Annotated in this window: 14 protein-coding genes and 1 pseudogene; 4 read left to right on the top strand and 11 right to left on the bottom strand. The window is 72.6% G+C overall.

Translation table 11 applies throughout. The annotated features are described in order from the left end of the window. Positions 1-5: 5 nt before the first annotated feature. Positions 6-1,001 (bottom strand): YihY/virulence factor BrkB family protein, encoded by a 996-nt coding sequence (locus N8J89_RS17575; RefSeq protein ID WP_283665434.1) that lies wholly within the window; start codon positions 999-1,001, stop codon positions 6-8. Here N8J89_RS17575 and N8J89_RS17570 point away from each other — a divergent pair. Beyond that, a pseudogene (locus tag N8J89_RS17570) lies at positions 892-1,823 on the top strand (aldo/keto reductase); the annotation flags it as partial. The gene N8J89_RS17575 and the pseudogene N8J89_RS17570 overlap by 110 nt on opposite strands. Here the strand turns inward: N8J89_RS17570 and N8J89_RS17560 are convergent. From N8J89_RS17560 to N8J89_RS17545, 4 genes are all read right to left on the bottom strand, one after another. Continuing rightward, on the bottom strand, positions 1,813-2,415 hold the full coding sequence (locus N8J89_RS17560) for an AfsR/SARP family transcriptional regulator (RefSeq protein WP_283666190.1): 603 nt from the start codon (positions 2,413-2,415) through the stop codon (positions 1,813-1,815). The pseudogene N8J89_RS17570 and the gene N8J89_RS17560 sit on opposite strands and share 11 nt — an antisense overlap. Before the next feature lie 125 nt (positions 2,416-2,540). Then, entirely contained in the window at positions 2,541-3,128 is a 588-nt protein-coding gene (locus tag N8J89_RS17555) for a hypothetical protein (RefSeq protein ID WP_283665432.1), read from the bottom strand. Between the two features lie 243 nt (positions 3,129-3,371). Beyond that, positions 3,372-3,845, bottom strand: a complete 474-nt coding sequence (locus tag N8J89_RS17550; protein WP_283665431.1) for a DIP1984 family protein — start codon at positions 3,843-3,845, stop codon at positions 3,372-3,374. Between the two features lie 13 nt (positions 3,846-3,858). Continuing rightward, the gene (locus N8J89_RS17545) at positions 3,859-6,597 is read right to left on the bottom strand and encodes a polysaccharide lyase family 8 super-sandwich domain-containing protein (RefSeq protein ID WP_283665430.1); all 2,739 of its coding nucleotides are present in this window, start codon (positions 6,595-6,597) and stop codon (positions 3,859-3,861) included. A 103-nt stretch (positions 6,598-6,700) separates the two neighbouring features. Here N8J89_RS17545 and N8J89_RS17540 point away from each other — a divergent pair, with 103 nt between their 5' ends. Further along, positions 6,701-7,819 (top strand): LacI family DNA-binding transcriptional regulator, encoded by a 1,119-nt coding sequence (locus N8J89_RS17540; protein ID WP_283665429.1) that lies wholly within the window; start codon positions 6,701-6,703, stop codon positions 7,817-7,819. Here N8J89_RS17540 and N8J89_RS17535 read toward each other — a convergent pair. The 5 genes from N8J89_RS17535 to N8J89_RS17515 all read right to left on the bottom strand — a co-directional run bounded on the left by N8J89_RS17535 (position 7,737) and on the right by N8J89_RS17515 (position 17,681). Further along, positions 7,737-8,741 (bottom strand): helix-turn-helix transcriptional regulator, encoded by a 1,005-nt coding sequence (locus tag N8J89_RS17535; protein WP_283665428.1) that lies wholly within the window; start codon positions 8,739-8,741, stop codon positions 7,737-7,739. The genes N8J89_RS17540 and N8J89_RS17535 overlap by 83 nt on opposite strands. A 52-nt stretch (positions 8,742-8,793) precedes the next feature. Next, positions 8,794-14,277, bottom strand: coding sequence for an ATP-binding protein (locus N8J89_RS17530; RefSeq protein WP_283665427.1), 5,484 nt, complete (start codon positions 14,275-14,277; stop codon positions 8,794-8,796). 870 nt (positions 14,278-15,147) lie between these two features. Next, positions 15,148-15,801, bottom strand: a complete 654-nt coding sequence (locus tag N8J89_RS17525; protein ID WP_283665426.1) for a fasciclin domain-containing protein — start codon at positions 15,799-15,801, stop codon at positions 15,148-15,150. A gap of 228 nt (positions 15,802-16,029) precedes the next feature. Next, positions 16,030-16,683 (bottom strand): hypothetical protein, encoded by a 654-nt coding sequence (locus N8J89_RS17520; protein WP_283665425.1) that lies wholly within the window; start codon positions 16,681-16,683, stop codon positions 16,030-16,032. After that, entirely contained in the window at positions 16,680-17,681 is a 1,002-nt protein-coding gene (locus N8J89_RS17515) for a CPBP family intramembrane glutamic endopeptidase (RefSeq protein ID WP_283665424.1), read from the bottom strand. Before N8J89_RS17515 ends, N8J89_RS17520 begins: the two co-directional genes overlap by 4 nt. A 107-nt stretch (positions 17,682-17,788) precedes the next feature. Between N8J89_RS17515 and N8J89_RS17510 the strand changes: the two genes are divergently transcribed. Next, the gene (locus N8J89_RS17510; protein ID WP_283665423.1) at positions 17,789-18,388 is read left to right on the top strand and encodes a TetR/AcrR family transcriptional regulator; all 600 of its coding nucleotides are present in this window, start codon (positions 17,789-17,791) and stop codon (positions 18,386-18,388) included. A 66-nt stretch (positions 18,389-18,454) separates the two neighbouring features. Beyond that, positions 18,455-20,374, top strand: coding sequence for an AfsR/SARP family transcriptional regulator (locus N8J89_RS17505; RefSeq protein WP_283665422.1), 1,920 nt, complete (start codon positions 18,455-18,457; stop codon positions 20,372-20,374). A 152-nt stretch (positions 20,375-20,526) separates the two neighbouring features. Here N8J89_RS17505 and N8J89_RS17500 read toward each other — a convergent pair whose 3' ends face one another. Further along, positions 20,527-20,877, bottom strand: a complete 351-nt coding sequence (locus N8J89_RS17500) for a hypothetical protein (protein ID WP_283665421.1) — start codon at positions 20,875-20,877, stop codon at positions 20,527-20,529. Positions 20,878-20,896 lie beyond the last annotated feature (19 nt).

The following is a 20,896-nucleotide window of genomic DNA, read 5'->3' as shown; positions in this document are numbered from 1 at the left end:
GGCGCTCAGCGTTCCGGCACGGCAGGCCGTTCCTCCGCCGCCATCGCCCTGGTGTCCCTGGCGGGGAGGAACGGCTCCTGCTCGGCGGGCTGGCCGTCGGCGATCCGCTTGCCGCGGGCCAGTTCGGCGTCGAGCTCGGCGCCCAGCAGCACGGCCAGGTTGGTGATCCACAGCCACACCAGGAACACGATCACCCCGGCCAGCGCGCCGTAGGTCTTGTTGTAGGAGCCGAAGTTCGCCACGTACAGCGCGAACCCGGCCGAGGCCAGCACCCACAGCAGCACCGCCAGCGCGCCGCCGGGGCTCAGCCAGCGGAAGCGCGGCTGCCGCACGTTCGGCGCGGCCCAGTACAGCAGCGCGAACACCAGGGCCACCAGCGCGGCGATGATCGGCCACTTGGCGATGTCCCACACCAGCACCCCGGTGGAGCCGACCCCCAGCAGCTGCCCGATCCCCTCGGCCAGCGCGCCGGTGGCGACCACCCCGGCCGCGCACAGCGCCAGCACCACGACCACCGCCAGCGTCAGGCCCAGCCGCAGCGGCGCGGTCTTCCACAGCGGACGGCCCTCGGGCATCTCGTAGATCGCGTTCGAGGCGCGCATGAACGCGGCGATGTAGCCGGAGGCCGACCACAGCGCACCGGCCAGGCCCACAATCGCGAGCAGCCCGGAAGCCTGCGAGCGTTGCAGCTCGCCGATGGCGTTGACCAGGATGTCCTTGCCCTGCCCCGGCACGACCGTGTTGATGTTGTCGATCAGGGTCTGGGTCGCCGAGGGCCCGAGCAGGCCGAGCACGGCGGTGAGCACCAGCAGGCCGGGGAACAGGGAGAGCACGCTGTAGTAGGTCAGCGCCGCGGCCCAGTCGCTCAGGTTGTCCTTGCTGAACCCGGCGATGGTGCGCCTGAGCACCTGCTTCCACGACCGCTTGGGCAGCTCGGTCGGCTTCGCCGCCCGCGCCCCGGTTCCCTCCTGCACCCCGGTTCCCGTCTGCTCCGTCGACATCCCGTCCACCTCCGCCATCGACTCGCTCAGGCGGGGCCTACCCGCTCAGCGCGCGGGCAATCCCGCCATCCGCGGGCGGCCTCCTTCGCCGCAGACGGAGAGGATTGGGCAAGCCAGCGCCCGGATCTTGCTATCGCCGCTGGCCCGGCTCCTCGCCGCCACCCCCGGCAGGCGGGACCGCGTGGTGCTGGCCTCGAAGTTCTTCTTCAACTTCCACCCCGGCGACCCCAACGGCGACGGCGCGGGCCGCGACTCGATCACCCCCCAGCTGGAGCAGACCCTGCGCCGCCTGCGCACCAACCACCTGGACTTGTACTGGCTGCACAACTGGGACCGGTCCACCCCGATCGAGGAGACCATGCGCACGCTGGACGACTTGGTCCGCGCGGGCAAGATCCGCTACCTCGGCTTCTCCAACACCCCCGCCTGGGTCACCGCGCAGGCGCAGACCATGGCGCAGCTCAGGGGCTGGACGCCGCCGATCGCGTTGCAGGTGGAGTACTCGCTGCTGGCCCGCACGGTGGAGGGCGAGCTCGCGCCACTGGCCCAGGACCATGACATGGCGCTGGTGCCGTGGAGCCCGATGGAGAACGGCTTCTCTCCGGCAAGTACCGGCGCGGCGCGCAGGTCGCCGACTCCGCGCGGAGTGCCTACGTCGGTGGTCCCAGCGAAGCGGAGTTCACCGTCATCGAGGCGGTGACCGAGGTCGCCGCGGAGCTCGGCAGCACCCCGGCCGCGGTGCCACTGGCCTGGCTGCGGTCCCGCCCGGGCACCGTGGTGCCGATCGTGGGCGCGCGCCGGATCGGCCACCTCACCGACAACCTCGCCGGACTGGAGGTGACGCCGTCCGCCGAGCAGCTGGCCAGGCTGGACAAGATCTCCGCGCCGCGGCTGAACTACCCCGCGTCGCTGAACGGGGAGCTGAGCCGGATGCTCCAGTTCGCCGGGTCCACTGTGGACGGTGCGCCGTCCGGGATCTACCCACCGCTGCTGCAGAGCGACGTACGCTACTGAGAGCATGTGCCTCGACGAGCTGCACACCCTGATCCTCGAAGCGGTCCTCGGTGGCGGTCACCCGCAGCTCGGCCAGCCGCACGGCGGCGGTCTCGGCGAAGGGTGCGCGCACGTCGGCGAACGCGGCCCCGTGCCACAGCCCGAGCGCCTCCGCCAGTGTCGCCGCCGCGTGTTCGTGCCGGTCCGCCGCGAGTTCGCGCCTGCCTTGTGCGGCAAGCTCTTCGAAGCGGTGCGCGTCCACCTGGCCGGCGGGCAGGGCGAGGCGGTAGCCCATCGGCAGCGACTCGATCACCGCCGTCGGCAGGGCCCGGCGCAGTCGGTGCACCAGCGCGTGCAGGGTGTTCGCGTTGCCCGCGGGTTCGGTGCCCCAGATGTCCTCGATGAGGGTGTCGGCGGGCACCGCGCGGCCCGGTGACAGCGCCAGTCTGCCCAGAAGCGCGCGCAGCCGGGCACCGGCGATCTCCACCGGTTCGCCGTCCTCGCCGAGCACCCGGAGCGGGCCCAGCACCGCTATCCGCAGCACGGTCAGGAACACCCGAGGTCGTGCAGCCCGGGGTAGACCGGGTTGCCGGGCGTGCCCCGGACGGTGAGGATGCCCGAACTGCCCCAGGTCAGCTCGTAGTCACCCTGGGCGACCGGGCGGCCACCGTCGTCGGCGAACCAGGACCCTTGGCGCAGTCCGATCCCGGCGAACTGGACAGCGTAGACCTCTCCGTTGCCCGAGAACAGGAACGAGGTCTCCCGGACCACGGCCTGGCAGCCGTTCGGGCCGGGCGGTTCGAGCACCCGGTAGTCGGCGTTCAGGTCGCCCAGCGCGCCGAGAAGCGCGCCCAGCCCAGTCAGCACGGCCGTCCACACCACGCTCCAGCGGGGCAGCACCCGCCGGATCTTGGCTTCGGGCAGGCGGGTCGCCACGCCGTAGCGCCACAAGGTCGCCGAGAGCACCAGCAGCACGCCGCCGAGTGCCCAGCCCGGCAGCACCTGCCCGCCGAGCAACAGCACCAGACCGGCGAACCACCAGACGACGATCACCACGAAGGCCGCCACCAGGACGCCGATCGCGGCGCCGACCACGGTGATCGACCGGGCGACGGTGCGGAGCTGTGATCTCACCAGTCCACTGTAACCACGCGGAAAAACCCCTTGCCCACCCTCATCGTCCTCGGGAACCAGCACGTGGTGGTGAACTGTGCCGCGTGCGCGGTCACCTGTGCGTCGTGCTGGGCATGCGATGTCACTGGGGGAATCGAACCCCCTCGCACCCGCCCCCGGCGCGACCACAGTGAATCGGAGATCCCGCCGATTCGCCGGGTTGTGCTCGCCTTCCCGAAGGCGACTACCCGCTTTCCGCGTTCCTCAGCCGAGCAGGTCGACCTCCCAGTTGGCGCGCTGGATGCCGACGTCGACCTGGCGCAGCTCGGCGGCCACCCGGTCGGCCTCGGCGCGCAGCTCGGTCACCGGCAGGGCGGACAGCTGGCGCAGCTCGGAGCGGAGCTGGCGGTAGTCGTTGCCCCGCCCGGCGGCGGCGTCGGCGGCCGAGGTGAGCACCTTGTGCCGCAGGCGCAGCACGTCGCGGCGGGCCAGCGCGTCGGTCAGGGTGCCCTCGCCGAGCCGGGTGGCCGCGTTGGTGCGGTTGATCCGGCGGATCAGGTCCTCCAGCTCGGTCAGCGCGAGATCGGCCTCGGCGAGCAGGGCGGTGGCGTCCTCGCTGGGCGTCTCGCCCTCCTGGTAGCGCGCGTTCGCCACGATGCGCGAGCGCAGCTGCTCGATCCGCTTGCTCGCCTCGGCGCGCAGGGCCAGCGCCTCGGCCAGCTTCATCTCCCCACCCATGCCGTAGACGGTATCAACCCAGGTCCAGCTGGTTTCCGAGCACCACCTGGAGGGTCGCCGGGCCGTTGGTGACCACGGCGAGGCCGGGCTCGTCCTGGTACAGCGCGACCGCCAGCTTGCCGCCGGACACCAGCGCGGTCACGTCGAAGGCGAGCCAGTCGGTGGCGGTGCAGGCGGTCGCCGTGCCCGCGGCGGGGCCGAGAGCGGGCCTGGTGTTCCAGGTGACCGTGGCCGGGTCCCAGTCCGGGCTGATGCCGTAGGCGCGCACGCCGGTCTGGGTGCCGCCGGAGTCCTCGACCCGGCCCTTGACCCACAGCACCGCGCGGTCGATCCGGCCACTGGGCAGGGCGAAGCGCAGCAGGGCCTGGCGGGTGTAGCCCGCGCCACTGGCGACGCGCTTGATCACCAGGCTTGATTCGTTGTCGTAGTTGGTGTTCGCGTGGGCGCCGTCGCGGACGTAGGTGTCGGCCTCGGCCGTCCGGAACTCGGCGCGGCGGGCCGGCTGGGTGCCGCGGGTGAGGCGGATCGTCCTGGTCGCGCCGAGGGTTCCGCCGGTCTCGACGAGCAGCTTGACCGTGGGGGCGGAGCTGAGCAGGGTGCAGCCGGGCGCGGGTTCGGCGAGCCGGAAACCGTTGCGGGCCAGCTCAACCAGCCGGGTCGCGGCGGCCCTGGTCGGGTCGGCGACCGCGAGGGTGAGCGCGCCGCCCTGGTCTTGGGCCAGCACGGAAGCGGGGCCGTCCACGGTGATCCCGGCGGCGGTCCCGGCGGTGAAGAAGTTGGCCGCGGTGATGCCGGTGCGGCGGTCGGTCACTGCCTGCACGGCCGCGGTGTTCGCCAGCACCCTGGCTTCAGGACTGGCGGCGTAGGCCTTGGTGGTGTCGGCGGACGCGCCGGGCAGCAGAAGGTAGGCATAGGAGGCTCCGGTGGGGTTGACGCCGTGGTCCAGCCACAGCGTCAGGTAGGGGCGGGTGATCGCGGTGGCCGGTCCGGTGGTGCTGATGTCGCGCCAGCGCCCGGTGCGCTGCTCGCGCAGGGTGTGCACGGCGGTCGGGGTGGGGAAGACGATGCCGCCGACGCCATCGATGGCCAGCCAGCCGGTGCGCTCGGGCGGGCCGCCGGTGGTGAGCTCGGGTGCGCCGTTGCGGTTCTCCAGCACGGTTTCCACCCGGTCCACGCCCGTGATGCCCGCGCCGAGCGCGAGGACCACCTCGCCGAGGCAGAACCAGGACTTCTTGGCGGTCACGGTGTTCTGGTGCGCCTGGAGGTCCAGGCCCACGGCACCGTGCTTGCCGGACAGGGACGCGCCACCGGCCCAGGTGGTGCTGGGCAGGGAGGCCGCGCCCGCGCCGTCGGCGAGCCGAGTGGCGCTGATCGTGGTGCCGGGCAGGCGATAGGGGTCGACGGTGGGCCAGAACTCGTCGGTGAAGTCGCCGGGCCGGGCCGTGGTGTACAGGTAGGTCATGCCCTCGGTGGTGTGCCAGCCGCGCAGGTTCTCCCCGTTCATCGACTCGAACCGGTTCATCCTGGCCGAGTTCAGCGCGATGGCCAGCGCCCAGCCGGGGCCGCGGTGCACCACCCGGTCCATGCTGGGGAACTGCTGGTGCCCCACCGGTTCCGGCCGCACCGGGATGCTCGCATCGGCCAGCACCGGTGCGGCCAGGGCGATCTGGGCGACCGTGCCGTGCGCGCTGACCGGCCGGGCGGTGTTGGCCAGCAGCCAGGTCTTGGCCAGCGAACGCAGCTCGGGGTGGCCGGAGTTGGCCAGCAGCAACAGGTCCCAGGCGAAGTACAGGCCGTCGTCGGCGTCGCGTTCGCCGGTGCGGGAGATGGCCCGGCCGCGCACGAAGTCGAAGACCCGGCCGCGGAAGACCATCGGCGCGTAGGCCGCCGGGACCGAGGCGTGGACGTTGGCGCGCAACGGATCGGTGACGTCCCAGCTGGATCCGGCCAGCAGCAGGAACAGCTGGGCCAGCCGGTTGAGGATGACGTGGCCGTAGGTGCCGGTGTAGGGCACGGTGTCGTGCTGGACGAACGAGCCGTCGGCGTACATCCCGTCGCCGGTGCGGGTGTAGGGGAACAGGTCGGACAGGCTGTCCCTGGCCACGGCCAGCGCCTCGGCCTTGCCGCCGAGGATGCCGCGCAGGGCGACCACCAGGGCCAGGTCCGCGCGGTTCGCGCCGGTGGAGACCTTCCTGGCGGGCATCATCCGGTAGGGCGTGGGCACGAAGTGGTCGACGGCAGCCAGGTGCGCGGCGAGCTGGGTGGCCGGGACCGCCAGCAGCACACAGAGGTCCAGGAGTGCTTGCGGGGAGCCGATTTCCCAGTCCCACCAGTTGCCGTACTGCCGCTGCCCGGCCCGGTAGGTGCCGCCGAGCACGGACATCCCGTTGACGATCTGGGCGGCCAGCTGCGGATCGCCGGTCACCGAGGTGCCTGGGGTGGCGTGCGCCAGGGCCATCAGGCGGAGGCGGGTGAAGCTGGCGGTCAGGTTGGCCGAGGAGGAGCCCAGCGGCAGGTCCGGCCACAGCGAGCCGGTCATGGTGTCCCGGTGCCGCCGGGCCTGGTTGTCCAAAGTGGACAGTGCGGTGCGGAAGACCGGGTCGGCCGGGTTGATCGCGCCGCCGGTGAGGGCGTTCGCCCAGCGCTGGCGCAGGGTGTCGAACTCGGTGGCAGTCGAGGCCGCGCCCAGTGGCACGGCGGCGAGGGCGCCGGTGGCGAGCAGGAGCTGGCGGCGGGACAGGGGGAAAGACATCGCGGCCTCCCTACTTGTGCTCCTTCGCACCCTCCGACCAAGATGCCCCAACGGTCAACCTTTCCGCAGACAACCGCACAAATGTGCACAGACAGGGGTGGCGGTGAACGAGGCCCGGCTGCCGCAGGAGCGGCACGAGCTCATCCTGGCCGAGGTGCGCAGACGCCGGTCGGTGCGCGCCGCGGAACTGGCCGCCCTGCTGGGTGTCTCGGGCATGACGGTCCGGCGCGACATCGGCCACCTGGCCGAGCGCGGCCTGCTCACCAGGGTGCACGGCGGCGCGGCGGTGCTGGCCACCCGGAAGGCCGCGGCGGCGGAGCCTGAGGAGGTCGTGGTCGGCATGGTGTCGCCGTCGACCGCCTTCTACTTCCCGGACATGATCCGCGGCGCGCAGTCCGCGCTGGCCGCCGCCGGGGGCAGGCTGGTGCTCCAGGTGTCCCGCTACGACGAGCAGGAGCAGTGGCGACAGGCGCGGGCGATGGTGGAGGCTGGCGCGCGCGGACTGCTGCTGACTCCCGCGCCGGGCACCGTGATGCGGGACTGGGTGCGCGAGCTGGGCGTGCCGTGCGTGGTGCTGGAGCGGCAGGTCAGCGGACTTGATCTGTCCGAAGTGGACTCCGTGCGCTCCGACCACGCGGCGGGCGCGGCCAGGGCGGTGGCCCACCTGGCCGGACTCGGCCACCGGGGCGTGGCGCTGCTCGCGGTGGACACGCCGACCAGGCCGGGAATCCTGGCAGGTCACGCGGAAGCCGTTGCCGCACTGGGACTTTCCGCCGCTCCGGTGCTCGCGGTCGGCCAGGACGAGCGGGCCGAGGCGGTGTCCGCGCTGATCGAGGAGTGCGCGCGGACCGGAACCACGGCCGCGCTGGTGCACAGCGACCAGGACGCCGCGCTGCTGCTCCAGCGGTTGCGCGCGCAAAACTACCTGCTGCCAACGGATTTCGCGGTGGTCTCCTACGACGACGAGGTGGCCGCGCTGGCCGACCCGCCACTGACCGCGGTGGCCCCACCCAAGGCACACCTGGGCCGCTGCGCCGCCGAACTGCTGCTGGCGCACCTGCGCAACCCGGCCGCGCCGGTGCGGCACGTGCGCATGGTGCCACGTCTGATCGTGCGCTCCTCCTGCGGCGCGACCTCGGTCAGCCCGGCTGGCGCAGGGTCTGCGACGGCGGGCAGCCGTAGGTCTCCCGGTAGTACTGGGCGAACCGGCCCTGGTGGGTGAACCCCCAGCGGCGCGCGATCTCGGCCACCGTGCCGCCGGCCCGGCCGCAGGCGACCGCGAGCAGCTCCTGGTGCACGTTGTCCAGCCGCACCCGCCGCAGGTATTCCAGCGGGCCCATGCCGAGGTGTTCCTGGAAGCTGCGCTGCAACTGCCGCACCGCGACCCCAGCCGCCGCGGCCATGTCCGGCACCGTGATCGGCCGGTCCGCGTGCTCCTCGCAGTAGACCATCGCCCGCCGCACCGCGGCCATGGGCAGGCCGGCGGCGTGCCGGTCCAGCTGCTCGCTCAGCTCGTGCGGCTGCGCGTCCAGCAGGGCCTGCACCAGCAGCTGCTCGAAGTGCCGCAATGCCAACGGCGAGCTGGCCAGCAGCTGCGCGCGCACCGGGTCCGCCCAGCCGTTGATCAGCTCCACCAGCCCGGTCACGGCCGGAATCCCCTGGCGCAGCACCGGATCGAAGCGCAGGTCCGTGCTTGGCTCCTCCCCCAGCCGTACCCGCAGCGCCTCGGTCACCCTGGCCTTGGGCAGCACCAGCTCCCGCACCCAGGTCCGCGCGGGCACCACCTGCCGGTGCCGCTGCCGCGGCGACTGCACCAGGCTGTCCGCCGGTTCCAGGCCGTCGACCTGGAAGTGCCCGCTGCCGCCGGGGAAGGTCCGGATCACGTAGTGGTCCGGCCTGGCCCGCCCGCGCACCTCGAACTCGGCGTCGCCGGCGGTGTCGGCCAGTGAGGTGCCCATGCCGTAGGGCAGGCTCGGATCCGGCACTCCGGCCAGGAAGGTGACCCAGAACCGCGCCGATTTCGGGGTGGCGGCGTTGATCCAGGGCAGCTCGGGCGGCGAGTACTCGCGGTAGAGCGCTTCCAGCACCTCAAGGCTTGCTCCGCTGAGCACTTCCCGGCCCAGCGGCGAAGCCTGCTCACTCATCCCGGCTCCCTGGTGGCGGGCACCGGCCACGGCTGGCCGGTGCCCGCGCTGGTCAGCGCTTCATGCCGTGTTCGATGGCCTCGATGATCCGCGGCCGCAGCTCGGCCACACTGATGATCGCGTCCACCGAGCCGACCTCGACCGCGCGCTGGATGCTGTGCACCCGGTCGAACTCCGCGGCCACCTCGCCCACCTTCTCCGCCCGCACCGAGGAACGCACCTCGGCCAGCTGGGTGTTCAGCCCGGCCCGCTCCGCGCCGCTGGCCGCGGTGACCATCGCTTGCAGCTCGGCCACCCTCGGGTCGTTGGCGGTGCGGTTGTTCACCTCGCCGGAGAACACCACCGCCGCCGCGGGCGCGCCGCCGAGCACCGAGGCGAAGGAGCCCTCCAGCGCCAGCACGGTCATGTTCGGGTTGAGCGCCTTGGAGAACACCACGAACGCGCCGCCGTGGTAGCGCGAGATCACGCAGAACACGATCGGGCCCTCGAAGTTGACGATCGCCCGGCCGATCTCCGCGCCGTACTCCAGCTGCAGCTTGCGCATCGACTCCGGGGAGCCGTCGAAGCCCGACAGGTTGGCCAGCACCACCAGCGGGCGGTTGCCGGAGGCGGAGTTGATCGCCCGCGCGGTCTTCTTCGACGAACGCGGGAACAGGGTGCCCGCGGTGTAGGTGTCCGGGCCGTCGGTGGGCGGGAACCCACGGCGGGGCACCGAACGGGACTCGATGCCGATCAGGCAGACCGGGTAGCCGCCGATGTGCACGTCCTGCACCGCGGACGTTTCCGCGTCGGCCATGCCGGCCCAGCGCTCCAGCACCGGGTGGTCCTGGTCGGACAGCGCGCGCATCACGGTGCGGATGTCGAACGGCTTCTTGCGGTCCGGGTTGTGCTCGGCGGAGAAGATCTCCCCGACGGTGCTGAAGTCGCTGCCCACGATGGCGTGCGGGTACGGCGTGACGTCCCGGTCGACCGGGTCGTTGGTCACCGCCCGCCGCGGCGCGGTCTCACCGGGCACCACGTAGGTGTGGTCGTAGTGCGACATCAGCACATCGCGCGCGCCGGCCAGGTTCGGCGCCCAGTACTGGGCCTGGCCGTTGGGGCCCATCACCCGGTCGTAGCCGCCGATGCCGAAGTTGTCCTCGGCCGAAACACCGCCGGAGAAGTCCAGCGACTGCTTGCCGGTGAGCACCATCGCCGAGTCCGGCGTCATCACCAGGATGCCCTTGGTGTGCATGAGCATCGTGGCTTCGGCGTTCCAGTACGGCTGCGCGCCCACGGTGATCCCGGCGACCACGATGTTGATCTCGCCACCGGCCTGGGTGAACTCCACGATCCGCTTGAGCGCGGTGGCCACCCAGTCCATGTTCTCGGTGCCGGAGGACATCGAGATCCGGGCGCCGGAGGAGAGCGCGAACCACTCCAGCGGCACCCGCATCCGCTCGGCCAGGTCCAGCGCGGCGATCACCCGGGAGCACTCCGGCTCCGAGAGCGCGCCCAGCGCCTTGGTCGGGTCGCCCAGCAGCACCACCCTGGTCACGCCCTCGGGGTGCCGCTCGGTGGGCGTGCTGACCACCCCGGCCACGATCGCGGCGGAGTTCTTGCCCTTGGGCCGGTCCACCGGCACCAGCACGCCGCGCTCGTCCAGGTCGTGCTCGGTGAACACGCCCTGGTTGCCGGCCAGCAGGTCGGTCAACTCGTAGGGGTAGACGTTGCCGCGGCGAGCCGCGCGCAACACCTTCTGCCGGTAGTCGTCCAGCGGCCGCACCGGTTCGGTGTCCGGCTCGCCCACGTGCAGGTGCGCGCCGTTGCCCGGCTCCAGGGTGATCCGCACCGACACCTCGGCCAGCTCGCGGTTCGCGGTGCGGCGGCGGGCCAGGAACTGGACCTCCTCCAGCCCGGCGCCGGTGGCGGTGGGCAGGATGCGCTGAGTCAGCTGGTTCAGCTCGTCGGTGGACAGCTCGGTCGACGGCCAGACATACATCATGATCCGGTTGGTGTCGAACCGCTTGTTCTGCGGGCGCTGCGCCTGGATGTCACGGATCGCGCCCAGGCAGGTGGTGATCGCGTCCTCCAGCGCGGGCAGCGCGACCAGGCGGCCCTCGGACTCGCGCAGCGGGGTCAGGTCGCGGACCTGGCCCATCGCGATCAGCCGCTCGTCGGCCGGGTTGGTCTTGGCCACCGCGCGGAAGAGGTAGATCTCCTCATCGGCCGAGGGCAGCCGGGTGAGGTCGAACTCGCGCAGGCGTTGCAGCTGGAGCCGGTCGGCGATCTGCGGGTGCAGCCCGCGGATCAGCCGGTCCTCGGCGAAGCCGTCGCCGTCGGGGCGGAAGGTGAAGTGGTGGTGCATCACCGCGCCGCTGGTGCCGGCCACCGCGGTAGTGATCCGGCGGATGGCCGAGGGCGGCGGGTGCTCGGTGAGCAGCTCACCCAGCCGCACCGACATGGCCTCCGCGTCGGGCTGGTCCTCCCAGGTGACGTAGAGGTCGGCGACCAGCTCACCGTCGGCCACCCCGTCGGCGAAACTGCCCAGCGCGCCGATGGCCGCGGGCAGGGAGTCGATGTCCACCGCGGTGGTGACCACGCGGGCCACCCCGTCCGGGCCGGTGTGCTCGGCGGTGACGAACGGGCAGCCCGCGGTCTGCCGCGCGGTCACCCCGGACAGCCAGCGGTTGCCGTAGTAGCGGCGGGTCAGCACCTCCAGCAGCGGCGCGTGGTCCCGGCCGGGCCGTCCGATGCGCTGGCCGATCAGCCGGACCAGCGGCTCGGAGCAGGACACCATGGCCTGGATCCGCTCGGCGCGGTCCGGGGCGTCGGGGTTGCGGTCGAGGTAGCGCAGCTCGCTACGGACCTCGGCGTAGACCTTGGCGCGGGTGCGGCGCAGCAGCGGCTGGGCGAACCAGCGGAACACCACGCCGCGGGCCAGGTCCGAGACCGCCGGGAAGCGCACCTGGGTGGCCTGCACCAGGTGTTCCAGGGTCAGACCGGCGCTCTCCCGCATCGACTCCAGCGGCGGCGCGCCGGCCAGCCACTGGCGCAGCACCTCCGAGACCACCGCGACGTCGGTGGCGGTGCGCTGCTGGGCCAGGAAGATCCGGAAGACCGCGGCCTCCAGCTCCGGGGTGCGGTCCAGGGCGGTGACGCCGTAGTGGGTGAGCACCTGCTGCAGCTTGGCCTGGAAGCCCTCGGTGACCCCGGCGCGCTCCACGTCCAGGCTCTGCAGGTAGCTGTGGAAGTACTCGCGCGGGCTGTGCACCGGGCTGTGCGGCTCGACGTCGAGCTCGTTGCCCGGCTTGTTGCGGCTGAGCTCGGAGAGGTCGGCGAAGACGGTGAGCAGCTCCAGCTCGCCCGGCAGCGGCCTGCTGCCCAGCTCGGCGCGGGCGGCCAGGTACTGGCTGAGCACGCGGCCGCGGTCGTGCGGGTCGACGTCGTAGCCCAGCAGCAGGCTGCGCAGGTCCTGCAGGCCGCGCTCGGCGCGCTCGGCCGCGGACACGCCGAGGGGTTCGGCGGGCAGGTCGATCTCCACCGCGCCGGTCTCGGCGGCGGCTTCCACCTCCGCGCCCTCCTCGGCCAGCGGCTCCAGGCGCATCAGCGGGGTGCCGGTCTCCACCTGGCTGCCCACCGACACCGGGCACTCGCGGACCTTGGCGCGGAACGGCGCGCGCAGCACCATCTCCATCTTCATGCTTTCCAGCACCAGGATCGGCGCGCCGGACTCGACCTCGTCACCGGCGGCCAGCGGGGTGGCCACCACCAGCGCGGGGGCAGGGGCGCGGACCACGCCGCCCTCGTCGCGGCTGATCCGGTGCGTGACGCCGTCCACCTCGACCAGGTGGATGGGCCCGTGCGTGGCCGAGACCAGCCGGAACCGGCGGCCGTTGACCAGGATCTGGCCGCAGTGCTGGTCGAAGCGCTCGACCTCGACGTCGGCGTGGTGCACCTCGCCGCCGCCGGAGACGCCGACCCGGAACCGCTGCGGACCGACCCTGGCCACCCACACCCGGTAGCCGACGCCGCGAAGCTTGAGGTCCAGCGGGCGGCCCACCTCGTGCTGGGCCTGCGGGCGGCCACCGTGCGCGGTGGAGATCAGCCGCTGGGTGCTGACCTCCTCCTCGTCCTGGTACGCCTCGATGGCGGCCGCGGCCAGCGCGATCGCGGAGTGCCGGTGGTTGACCAGCCGGCCCTCGCCGCGGACCCGGTCGATCCAGCCGGTGTCCGCGGTGGCCTGGACCACCTCGGGCTGGTCGAGCAGGTCGAGCACGAAGCTCTTGTTGGTCGCGCCGCCCTCGATGATCGCGGTGGTCTCGGCCATCGCGCGGCGCAGCCTGCCCAGCGCCTGCTCGCGGTCCCGGCCGTAGGCGATGATCTTGGCGATCATGGAGTCGAAGTCGCCCGGGATGGTGTCGCCCTCGGAGACGCCGGTGTCCACCCGGATGCCGGGTCCGGCGGGCAGGGTCAGCCGGGTGATCCGGCCGGGGGCGGGGGCGAAGTCGCGGTCGGGGTCCTCGGCGTTGAGCCGGGCCTCCACGGCGTGGCCGAGCTCGGCGGGCTGCTCGCCCTCCAGCAGACCGCCACCGGCCACGTGCAGCTGGAGCCGGACCAGGTCGGTGCCGGTGGTGATCTCGGTGATCGGGTGCTCGACCTGGAGGCGGGTGTTGACCTCCAGGAACGCGAACAGCTTCTCGCCCGGGTGGTAGAGGAACTCCACCGTGCAGGCGCCGCGGTAGCCGACCTTGACCGCGAGCCGCTCGGCGGATGCCTTCAGCTCAGCGGTCTGCGCTGGCGCCAGCACCGGCGAGGCGGACTCCTCGATGATCTTCTGATTGCGCCGCTGCACCGAGCAGTCGCGCACACCGAGCGCCCAGGCGGTCTGGCCGTCGGAGATGACCTGCACCTCGACGTGCCGCGCCCCGGTGACCAGCCGCTCCAGGAACACCACGCCGGAGCCGAACGCGCGCTCGGCCTCCTGCCGGGTCAGCTGGTAGGCCTCGGTCAGCTGCTCGTGCGAGTCGACCCGGCGGATACCGCGGCCGCCGCCGCCCGCGGTCGCCTTGAGCATCAGCGGATAGCCGATCTGCTCCCCGGCCCGCAACGCGTCGTCCAGGGTCGCGACCTCGCCACGACTCCACGGCGCGACCGGAACCCCGACCTCCTCGGCGATCAGCTTCGCGCCGATCTTGTCCCCGAGCTGCCGCATGGCCTCAGCGCTCGGCCCGACGAAGGTGACCCCGATCTTCTCGCACAGCTCGGCGAACACCGGGTCCTCGGCGACGAAGCCCCAGCCGACCCACGCGGCATCGGCCTTGGTCTCGACCAGCGCTTTTTCCAGCACCGCGTAGTCGAGGTAGGGCCGGGCCGAGGCCGGACCGAGCGGATAGGCGACATCGGCCTCCCGGACGAAGGTCGCGCTGCGGTCGGCGTCGGTGTAGAGGGCCACCGTCTCGATCCGCTGCCCGGTTTCCGCCGACAGATCCCGGACGGCGTGGATGAGCCGCATCGCGGCCTCTCCACGGTTGACGATGGCGACACGACTGAACACCGGCTGAGCCTCCCAATTACCCGCACGCGGAAGGCGACGTCCGGGTCCCGGAGCGTCGCCTGCACCGCTGTATACCCTGCTGGATTGGAGCCCGGCTCAACTATGTTCCGGATCGCGCATGCCGAGGCCCTTGCTTTGTAGGAACCATACAAAGGGCGAGCCGCACTACACCACCGAGCGCCCGATTCACACCAGATCTGCCACAAAGAACCTGTGAATTCAGGTTGCGGGGGTGGGGCTGTGACCACCGGGGATGGGGCGGGGCGGGACCGACCGGTGAGTAGGTTCGGCGGCCGGGGCGGGGCGATCGCGACGGCGGCGGGGCGATCGTGGCAGGGCGGGGCGGGGCGGGCGATCGTGGCGAGGCGGTCGCGACGATCGCGGTGGGCTGGGCGCGGTGGGCTGGGCGCGGCGACCGCGGCGGGACGGGCGAAGCGGGGCGATCGCGGCGGACTGCGCGGAGCGGGCGCGGCGATCGCGACGGGCTGGGCTGGGCTGGGCGGAGCGGGCGGGGCGGGCGTGGCAGTGGGTTCGGCGAGCGACCAAGCGTCGGCGGGGCTGACGGTGCTGTGGCCTCGACGCGCTCCGTGGCGAGGCCCCTGGCCGACGGCTGCGACGGCTCGCCGGGCGATCTGGGCCGCGCGTTGCCGCCCCTGACGGGGTCCGCCGCCGCCACCGTTCCTCTGCGGAACGCTCGAACCCCGGTTTTGGTTGCCTTTCGTTTTGGATCACCGCACTCAATCGGGTGAACCAAGGCGGGGCGGCGGCGCTGGAGTCAGCATAACCGCTGGTCTGGGGCGGGGCGGGAGTGGGTCGCGGGGCCGGCCGCCGGAGGGATTGTCGCGGGCTCTGGCGGCCGGGGGGCGGGGGTTACTTAGGCATGAGGACTGAGTCGATGAGGTAGACGGTGGCGTTGGCGGTGTGCACGCCGCCACAGATGACGTTGGCGTCGTTGGCCTTGAGGGTGTTGCCTGCGCCGGTCACCTTCAGCACGCCGGTCTGCACCGTCTTCTGGTCGCCGGCGATCTTGTCGGGGGTGATCTGGCCGGGGAGCACGTGGTAGGTGAGGATCTTGGTCAGCAGGGCGTCGTCGGTCTTGAGCTTTTCGATGGTGGCGGGGTCGATCTTGGCGAAGGCCGAGTCGACGGGGGCGAAGACGGTGAACTCGCCGCCGTTGAGGGTGGAGACCAGGTTGACCTTGGGGTTGAGCTTGCCGGAGACGGCGCTGACCAAGGTCTTGAGCAGGGGGTTGTTGCTTGCGGCGACCGCGACCGGGTCCGCCGCCATGCCGGTGACCGAGCCGCCGCCGCTGGGGGCCAACTTGGCGTAGTCGGCGCAGCCGGGGCCGACCAGGTCGCGGGCGGGGTCGGCCATCGCGCTGGAGGTGGGGGCCGCGGCGCTGCTCGGGGCGGCAGAGGGGGTGCTGGAGTTGCCTGCCATGTCGCCGGAACCGCAGGCCGCGGCGAGCAGGGCGATCGAGGCGACGCCGAGGGTGGCGGTGGTGCGGCGGGCGGTGTTGGTCATGACTGGCTTCTCTCTTCCGGGTGGGCGGTCGAACACCTCGCATTCGGCGTCGGGGGGAGCACGGATCGGGTCCATCACCGACCGTTATTTCTTCGTTACCTCGGGTATGGGAGCTGAACCCGCTGCGGCGGGGTTACGGCTGCCGCCGCGCGAGCTGGGTGCCCGCGCAGGAGCACGCCGTGGCCTTCGGTACTGGGAGCGACCGCGGCGCTGTCTGGCCTGTGGCGGCTAGGTGCCGGCGCCGCTGTCGAGGAGCCAGTGGTAGCGCATGCGCATCGCGCGCTCGATGGCGCCGACCGCGGCGCCGACACCGAGTGTCAGGTTGAGCCACACCGGCAGCCGCAGCGGTGACTCGAACGTGCCCAGCGTGGCGGCGATCGGCGGGATCTGGGAGATCGGTTCTGCCATCTGCAGCAGGTTCAACCCGAGACCGATGAGCAGCATCAGGATCGAGACGGCGCCGATGAGCCCGCTGGCGGCGGGATGCTCGCGCGCGAAGCGCATGCGTCGCCCTTCGGCCGATCGCGGGTCGGGCACGAGAGGCCGCACCGTGCCGTCGTCGCTGAGGAAGTGGCAGCGGCGCATGCCTGCCTCGCTCTTGCGGACCTCGATGTGACCGCCCGCGACCGGAAAACGCGCCGGCAGCTTCGACTCCAACTGGAGGCGGCCGTTGAGGTAGAGCCCGGCCCGCACCACGCCGGACTCGGCGTCCCCGCCGTGTCTGACCTCGACGGTGTGCACGACCGGACGTCCGTGGACCGGGAGGGTGATCGACAACACCGAGCGCCGCACCATCTGCCACCAGCGGAAGGGCTTGAGCGCCCGCCCGTCGCCGGGCTCCGCGCGCTTGGCCAGCCGGCGTTGGTTCCAGCTCGCGCTCATGACTGCTGCCCCTCCCCGCAGCCGGCCTCCGGTCCGCCGGCGCGCGTACCGCGTGCCGGCTCCTCGTTCCCGGGTGTGCGCGCGGGGCCGGTCCTGCGGGTCATCCACCAGACGATGGCGGTGATGACGACCAGCGCCGCGCTGGGGACGAGGTTGACCCACGAACCGACCGCCTCCGACCGGGTCGCGAGCTCGCCGCCCACGTCGACGTGCAGGGTCGTGGCGAGCACGAGGAAGGTCACGTTGTAGACGGCGTGCAGGACGACCGCGACCTCCAGCCCGCCCGTGCGCCAGGTGACGATCGCCATCGAGGAGAACAGCACGAGGTAGGAGGCGAACAGGAACGGATCGAGCGATCCGTGCGCGAGCGAGAACAGCACGGTCGTCACGACGATGCCGAGGACCGCGCCGGAGCGGGCCCCGCGGGTCCAGCCCCCGAGCACACGGAACATCAGGCCCCGGAACCCGTACTCCTCCCCCGCCGCGGCGAGAGGGGTCAGCAGCATCCCGATGACGAAGAACCAGACCAGATCGGCGCTCGTCCACGGAACAGGGTCGCCGGCCCCCAGCGACCCCACCGCGATCACGACCAGCAGGAGCGGGCCGAACACCAGCAGCGCGCGGCCGAGGACACCGAACCGGAACCGCCCCGCCACCGAGTGCAGCGACCCCGCGGGCACGCCGTAGAGGACACGCTGCACCAGCATGCTGTACGGGATCAACGCGGTCAGCCCCAGCGCACCCGCGGCCTGACGTAGCGGCGTCGAGGGCCCGGACCGTGCGAACACAGCGGCGTCGAGGACCTCCGAGAGACGCTGGAACAGGACCGCGAACCCGACGAACCCGGCCACCAGCAGCACAATCGCGACAATCCCACGCAGGATGCGCCGCTTCTCGGACGCGTAGACCCGGTGGTACTCCAGGCCCGCCGGCACCGCGGGCGTCCACAGGGGACGGTCACCCCGCAAGAGCCAGGGGTCGCGGTCGGTGACCGTCATGTCTGCTCCTCACACTCTTCGACTATCACACTGTACTAGTTTCTTCACACCGTAGCACGCTGTGCTAACAAGGGCCGGAGCGAGCGCCGAACGGAGTGAACGGACCGATGCCGCACAACACGCGAGACAAGATCCTGATCGCCGCGGCGACCATGCTCGGCGAGGATCCGACGGCCAGGCTGAGCGTGCGCGCGGTCGCCGCACGCGCCGGCGTGAGCACCGGGTCGCTGCGACACTTCTTCCCGACGCAGCGGGAGCTGCTCGACACCGTGGTCGCCGGCATCTACGACGTCGACCTGCCCGACGACCCGATGCAGGACACCGCGCGCACTCCTGACAAACGGCTCGTGGCCTGCCTGCGGCTGCTGATGGCGCAGGTGGGGACGGGCGATCAGGCACGCGACCACTGGCGCGCGCAGTACGACGCCTACATCGCATCACCCCCGTCCGAGGGCGCCACCCATGCTTTCCTGTCCCTCGAACGACTTGCCGTGCACCGCGTCGAGAAGTGGCTGGCCGTCCTCCGCGAAGAGGGCGCGCTCGCCCCCGGCGTGCTCGAACACCAGGCCCGCTTCCTGCTGACCGTCGTCAACGGCCTGCTGACCGAACGTGCTCTTCCCGGCGACCAGGCACGGCTCGAGTTGGAGGCGCACACGCTCGCGACCGCCGCCTCGGCCGTGCTCCGGTCGGCATCGGGCCCCGTCTGACGCGGTCACCGGGTTGGGGTCGTGCGGGAGGGGAACCGGCGGCGGGACGTGCATAGGGTGGGGCTGGTGAGCGCGGGGTTGCGGTTCGAGCTGCTGGGTCCGGTGCGGGCATGGCTGGACGGGGCCGAGGCCGACCTCGGCGCGCCGCAGCAGCGCGCGCTGCTGGGTGTGCTGCTGCTGCACGGCGGCACGGTGGCCACCCAGGACGCGCTGGTGGACGCGGTGTGGGGGGCCAGCCCGCCGCCGGCGGTGGGCGGCATGGTGCGCTCCTACGTCTCCAAGCTGCGCCGCGCGCTCGGCGACGGCCGCCCGGCCACCGTGATCCGCTCGGTCGCCGGTGGCTACGCGCTGCCCACCGCGCCGGGTCAGCTGGACCTGGCCGACTTCCAGGCGCACCTGTCCACCGCCCGCGAGGCCCGGCGCACCGGTGACCTGGACGCCGAGGCCGGCGCGCTGCGGGCGGCGCTGGAGCTGTGGCAGGGCACGCCGCTGGCCGGGGTGCGCGGGGACTACGCCGAGCGGGAGCGGGTGCGGCTGCGCGAGCTGCGGCTGACCGCGGTGGAGGACCTGGCCGCCGCCGACCTGGAGCTGGGCAGGCACACCGAGGCCGTGGCCGCGCTCAGCTCGCTGATCATCGAGGAGCCGCTGCGCGAACGCGCCCGCACGATGGTCATGCTGGGCCTCTACCGCGCCGGCAGGCAGGCCGAGGCGCTGGAGCTGTACCAGGACGCGGTCCGGTTGTTCACCGACGAACTCGGCCTGGACCCCGGCGCGGAGCTGCGCGAGATGCAGCGGCGGATCCTGCGCGCCGATCCCGGCCTGTCCGGCCCGACCCCGGTGCGCCCGCTCAGCACCGCCGAGCGCGCCCGCCTGCCCATGCAGCTGCCACCGGACCTGCCCGAGTTCACCGGCCACCACGAGCTGCTCGCCGGGATCGCCGCGCAGCTGCGCCCGCAGGAGAAGGGCGTGCCGGTGCACGCGCTCACCGGTGCGCCCGGCATCGGCAAGACCACCGCCGCGGTGCACCTGGCACACCTGGTGGCCGAGCACTTCCCGGACGGGCAGTTCTACGTCTACCTGCGCGGCGCATCCACTCCCGATCCGCTGCCGGTGCTGCTGCGCGCGCTCGGCGTCACCGAGGTCCCCGACTCCGGCGCCGAGCGGATCACGTTGTGGCGCACGCTCACCTGCGGGCGGCGCATCCTGCTGCTCGCCGACGACGCGGTGGACGAGGCCCGGGTGCGCGCGGTGCTGCCCGGCACCTCCGGACCCGCCGTGCTGCTCACCGCCCGGCAGCGGCTGCACGAGCTGGCGCACGCCCGCTGGCACACCCTGCCCGCGCTGACCCCCGGGGAGTCGCGGGAACTGTTGGCGCGCACCATCGGCGCCGACCGCCTGGCCACCGACCCCAGCGCGGTCGAGGCCCTGCTCGCGCACGCCGACGGCCTGCCCCAGGTGCTGCACAACGTGGCCGCCCGGCTGGCCGCCCGCCCGGACTGGAGCCTGGCCACCGCGGTCCGCCGCCTCACCACCCCGGTCACCCCGGCCGCCGAGGACCCCTACGCCGCCACCCTGCGCGCCCTGGCACCGGAACCGGCCCGCGCGCTGCGCCTGCTCGCCGTGCCCGACGGCGACACCCTCACCCTGTCCGCCGCCACCGCGATCCTGGACCGCGATCCTGCCACCACCGAGGACCTGGTGGACGCATTCGTCGAGGCGCACCTGCTCGAACCGGTCACCGAGGGCCGCTACCGGTTGCGCGCCCCGCTGCGCCGCACCGCCCGCGCGCACGCCCTCACCGAGGACGGCGAACCCGCCTGCCACGCCGCGCTGTCCCGGCTGGTGCGGCACCACCTGGACACCGCGGCGCACTGGTCACCGGCCGAGGACGGCGACCGGTGGGCGCTGGTCGCGCAGACCGAGCGGGTGCCGGAGGTGCCCTCGGCGGAGCTGGCCCGGGTGCTGGCCGAACGCGCGGCGAGCTGAACACAAGCGGTCCCCGCACCGAGCACCTGGCGCGGCCGGATCCGGCGGAAGTGGTGCCGGAGCCCGCGGGCTGGCCGCGGACCGGCCGGTGGCTCACTTCTTCCTGGGCTGCTTCGGCGGCAGGGCTACGGCCGCACCCCGACTTCGGCGCGCTAGTCCCCCTGCGCCCAAGCGGCCACCGGCAGCGACAGGTACACGCCGAAGTCCGCCAGCCCGGTGGCGGCCGTGATGTCGGCGTGCAGCCGGTCCACCCGTTCCTGCCGGTTGGCCGCCCTGCTCTCGAACCACTTCGACCGGATCTCGATCACCACGGGCAGCCCGCAGCGGTCCAGTGGTCCCAGCTGCCGGAACCGGATCTCCACATCCCCCGGTCGCAGGTCGCCGTCGTACGGTTCCTCCGGGCATTCCACCGCTACCGACACCAGGTGCGGCAACACCGAGCCGAGCTCGCGGAGGACGGACTCAGCGACTTCCGGGGCATGGGTGATCTCCACTAGCGGCACCAGCCCACTCTAGATCGCA

The sequence above is a fragment of the Crossiella sp. CA-258035 genome (assembly GCF_030064675.1).
Taxonomy (GTDB): Bacteria; Actinomycetota; Actinomycetes; order Mycobacteriales; family Pseudonocardiaceae; genus Crossiella.
Note: the sequence above shows the minus strand (reverse complement) of the source record. Positions and strands in the feature narration are given on the sequence as shown.

Bases quoted from the DNA above. Each gene is read 5' to 3' on its own strand.
- N8J89_RS17545 (WP_283665430.1), bottom strand. From the start codon at position 6,597: ATGTCTTTCCCCCTGTCCCGCCGCCAGCTCCTGCTCGCCACCGGCGCC.
- N8J89_RS17535 (WP_283665428.1), bottom strand. From the start codon at position 8,741: ATGAGTGAGCAGGCTTCGCCGCTGGGCCGGGAAGTGCTCAGCGGAGCA.
- N8J89_RS17525 (WP_283665426.1), bottom strand. From the start codon at position 15,801: ATGACCAACACCGCCCGCCGCACCACCGCCACCCTCGGCGTCGCCTCG.
- N8J89_RS17575 (WP_283665434.1), bottom strand. From the start codon at position 1,001: ATGTCGACGGAGCAGACGGGAACCGGGGTGCAGGAGGGAACCGGGGCG.
- N8J89_RS17520 (WP_283665425.1), bottom strand. From the start codon at position 16,683: ATGAGCGCGAGCTGGAACCAACGCCGGCTGGCCAAGCGCGCGGAGCCC.
- N8J89_RS17550 (WP_283665431.1), bottom strand. From the start codon at position 3,845: ATGGGTGGGGAGATGAAGCTGGCCGAGGCGCTGGCCCTGCGCGCCGAG.
- N8J89_RS17510 (WP_283665423.1), top strand. From the start codon at position 17,789: ATGCCGCACAACACGCGAGACAAGATCCTGATCGCCGCGGCGACCATG.
- N8J89_RS17515 (WP_283665424.1), bottom strand. From the start codon at position 17,681: ATGACGGTCACCGACCGCGACCCCTGGCTCTTGCGGGGTGACCGTCCC.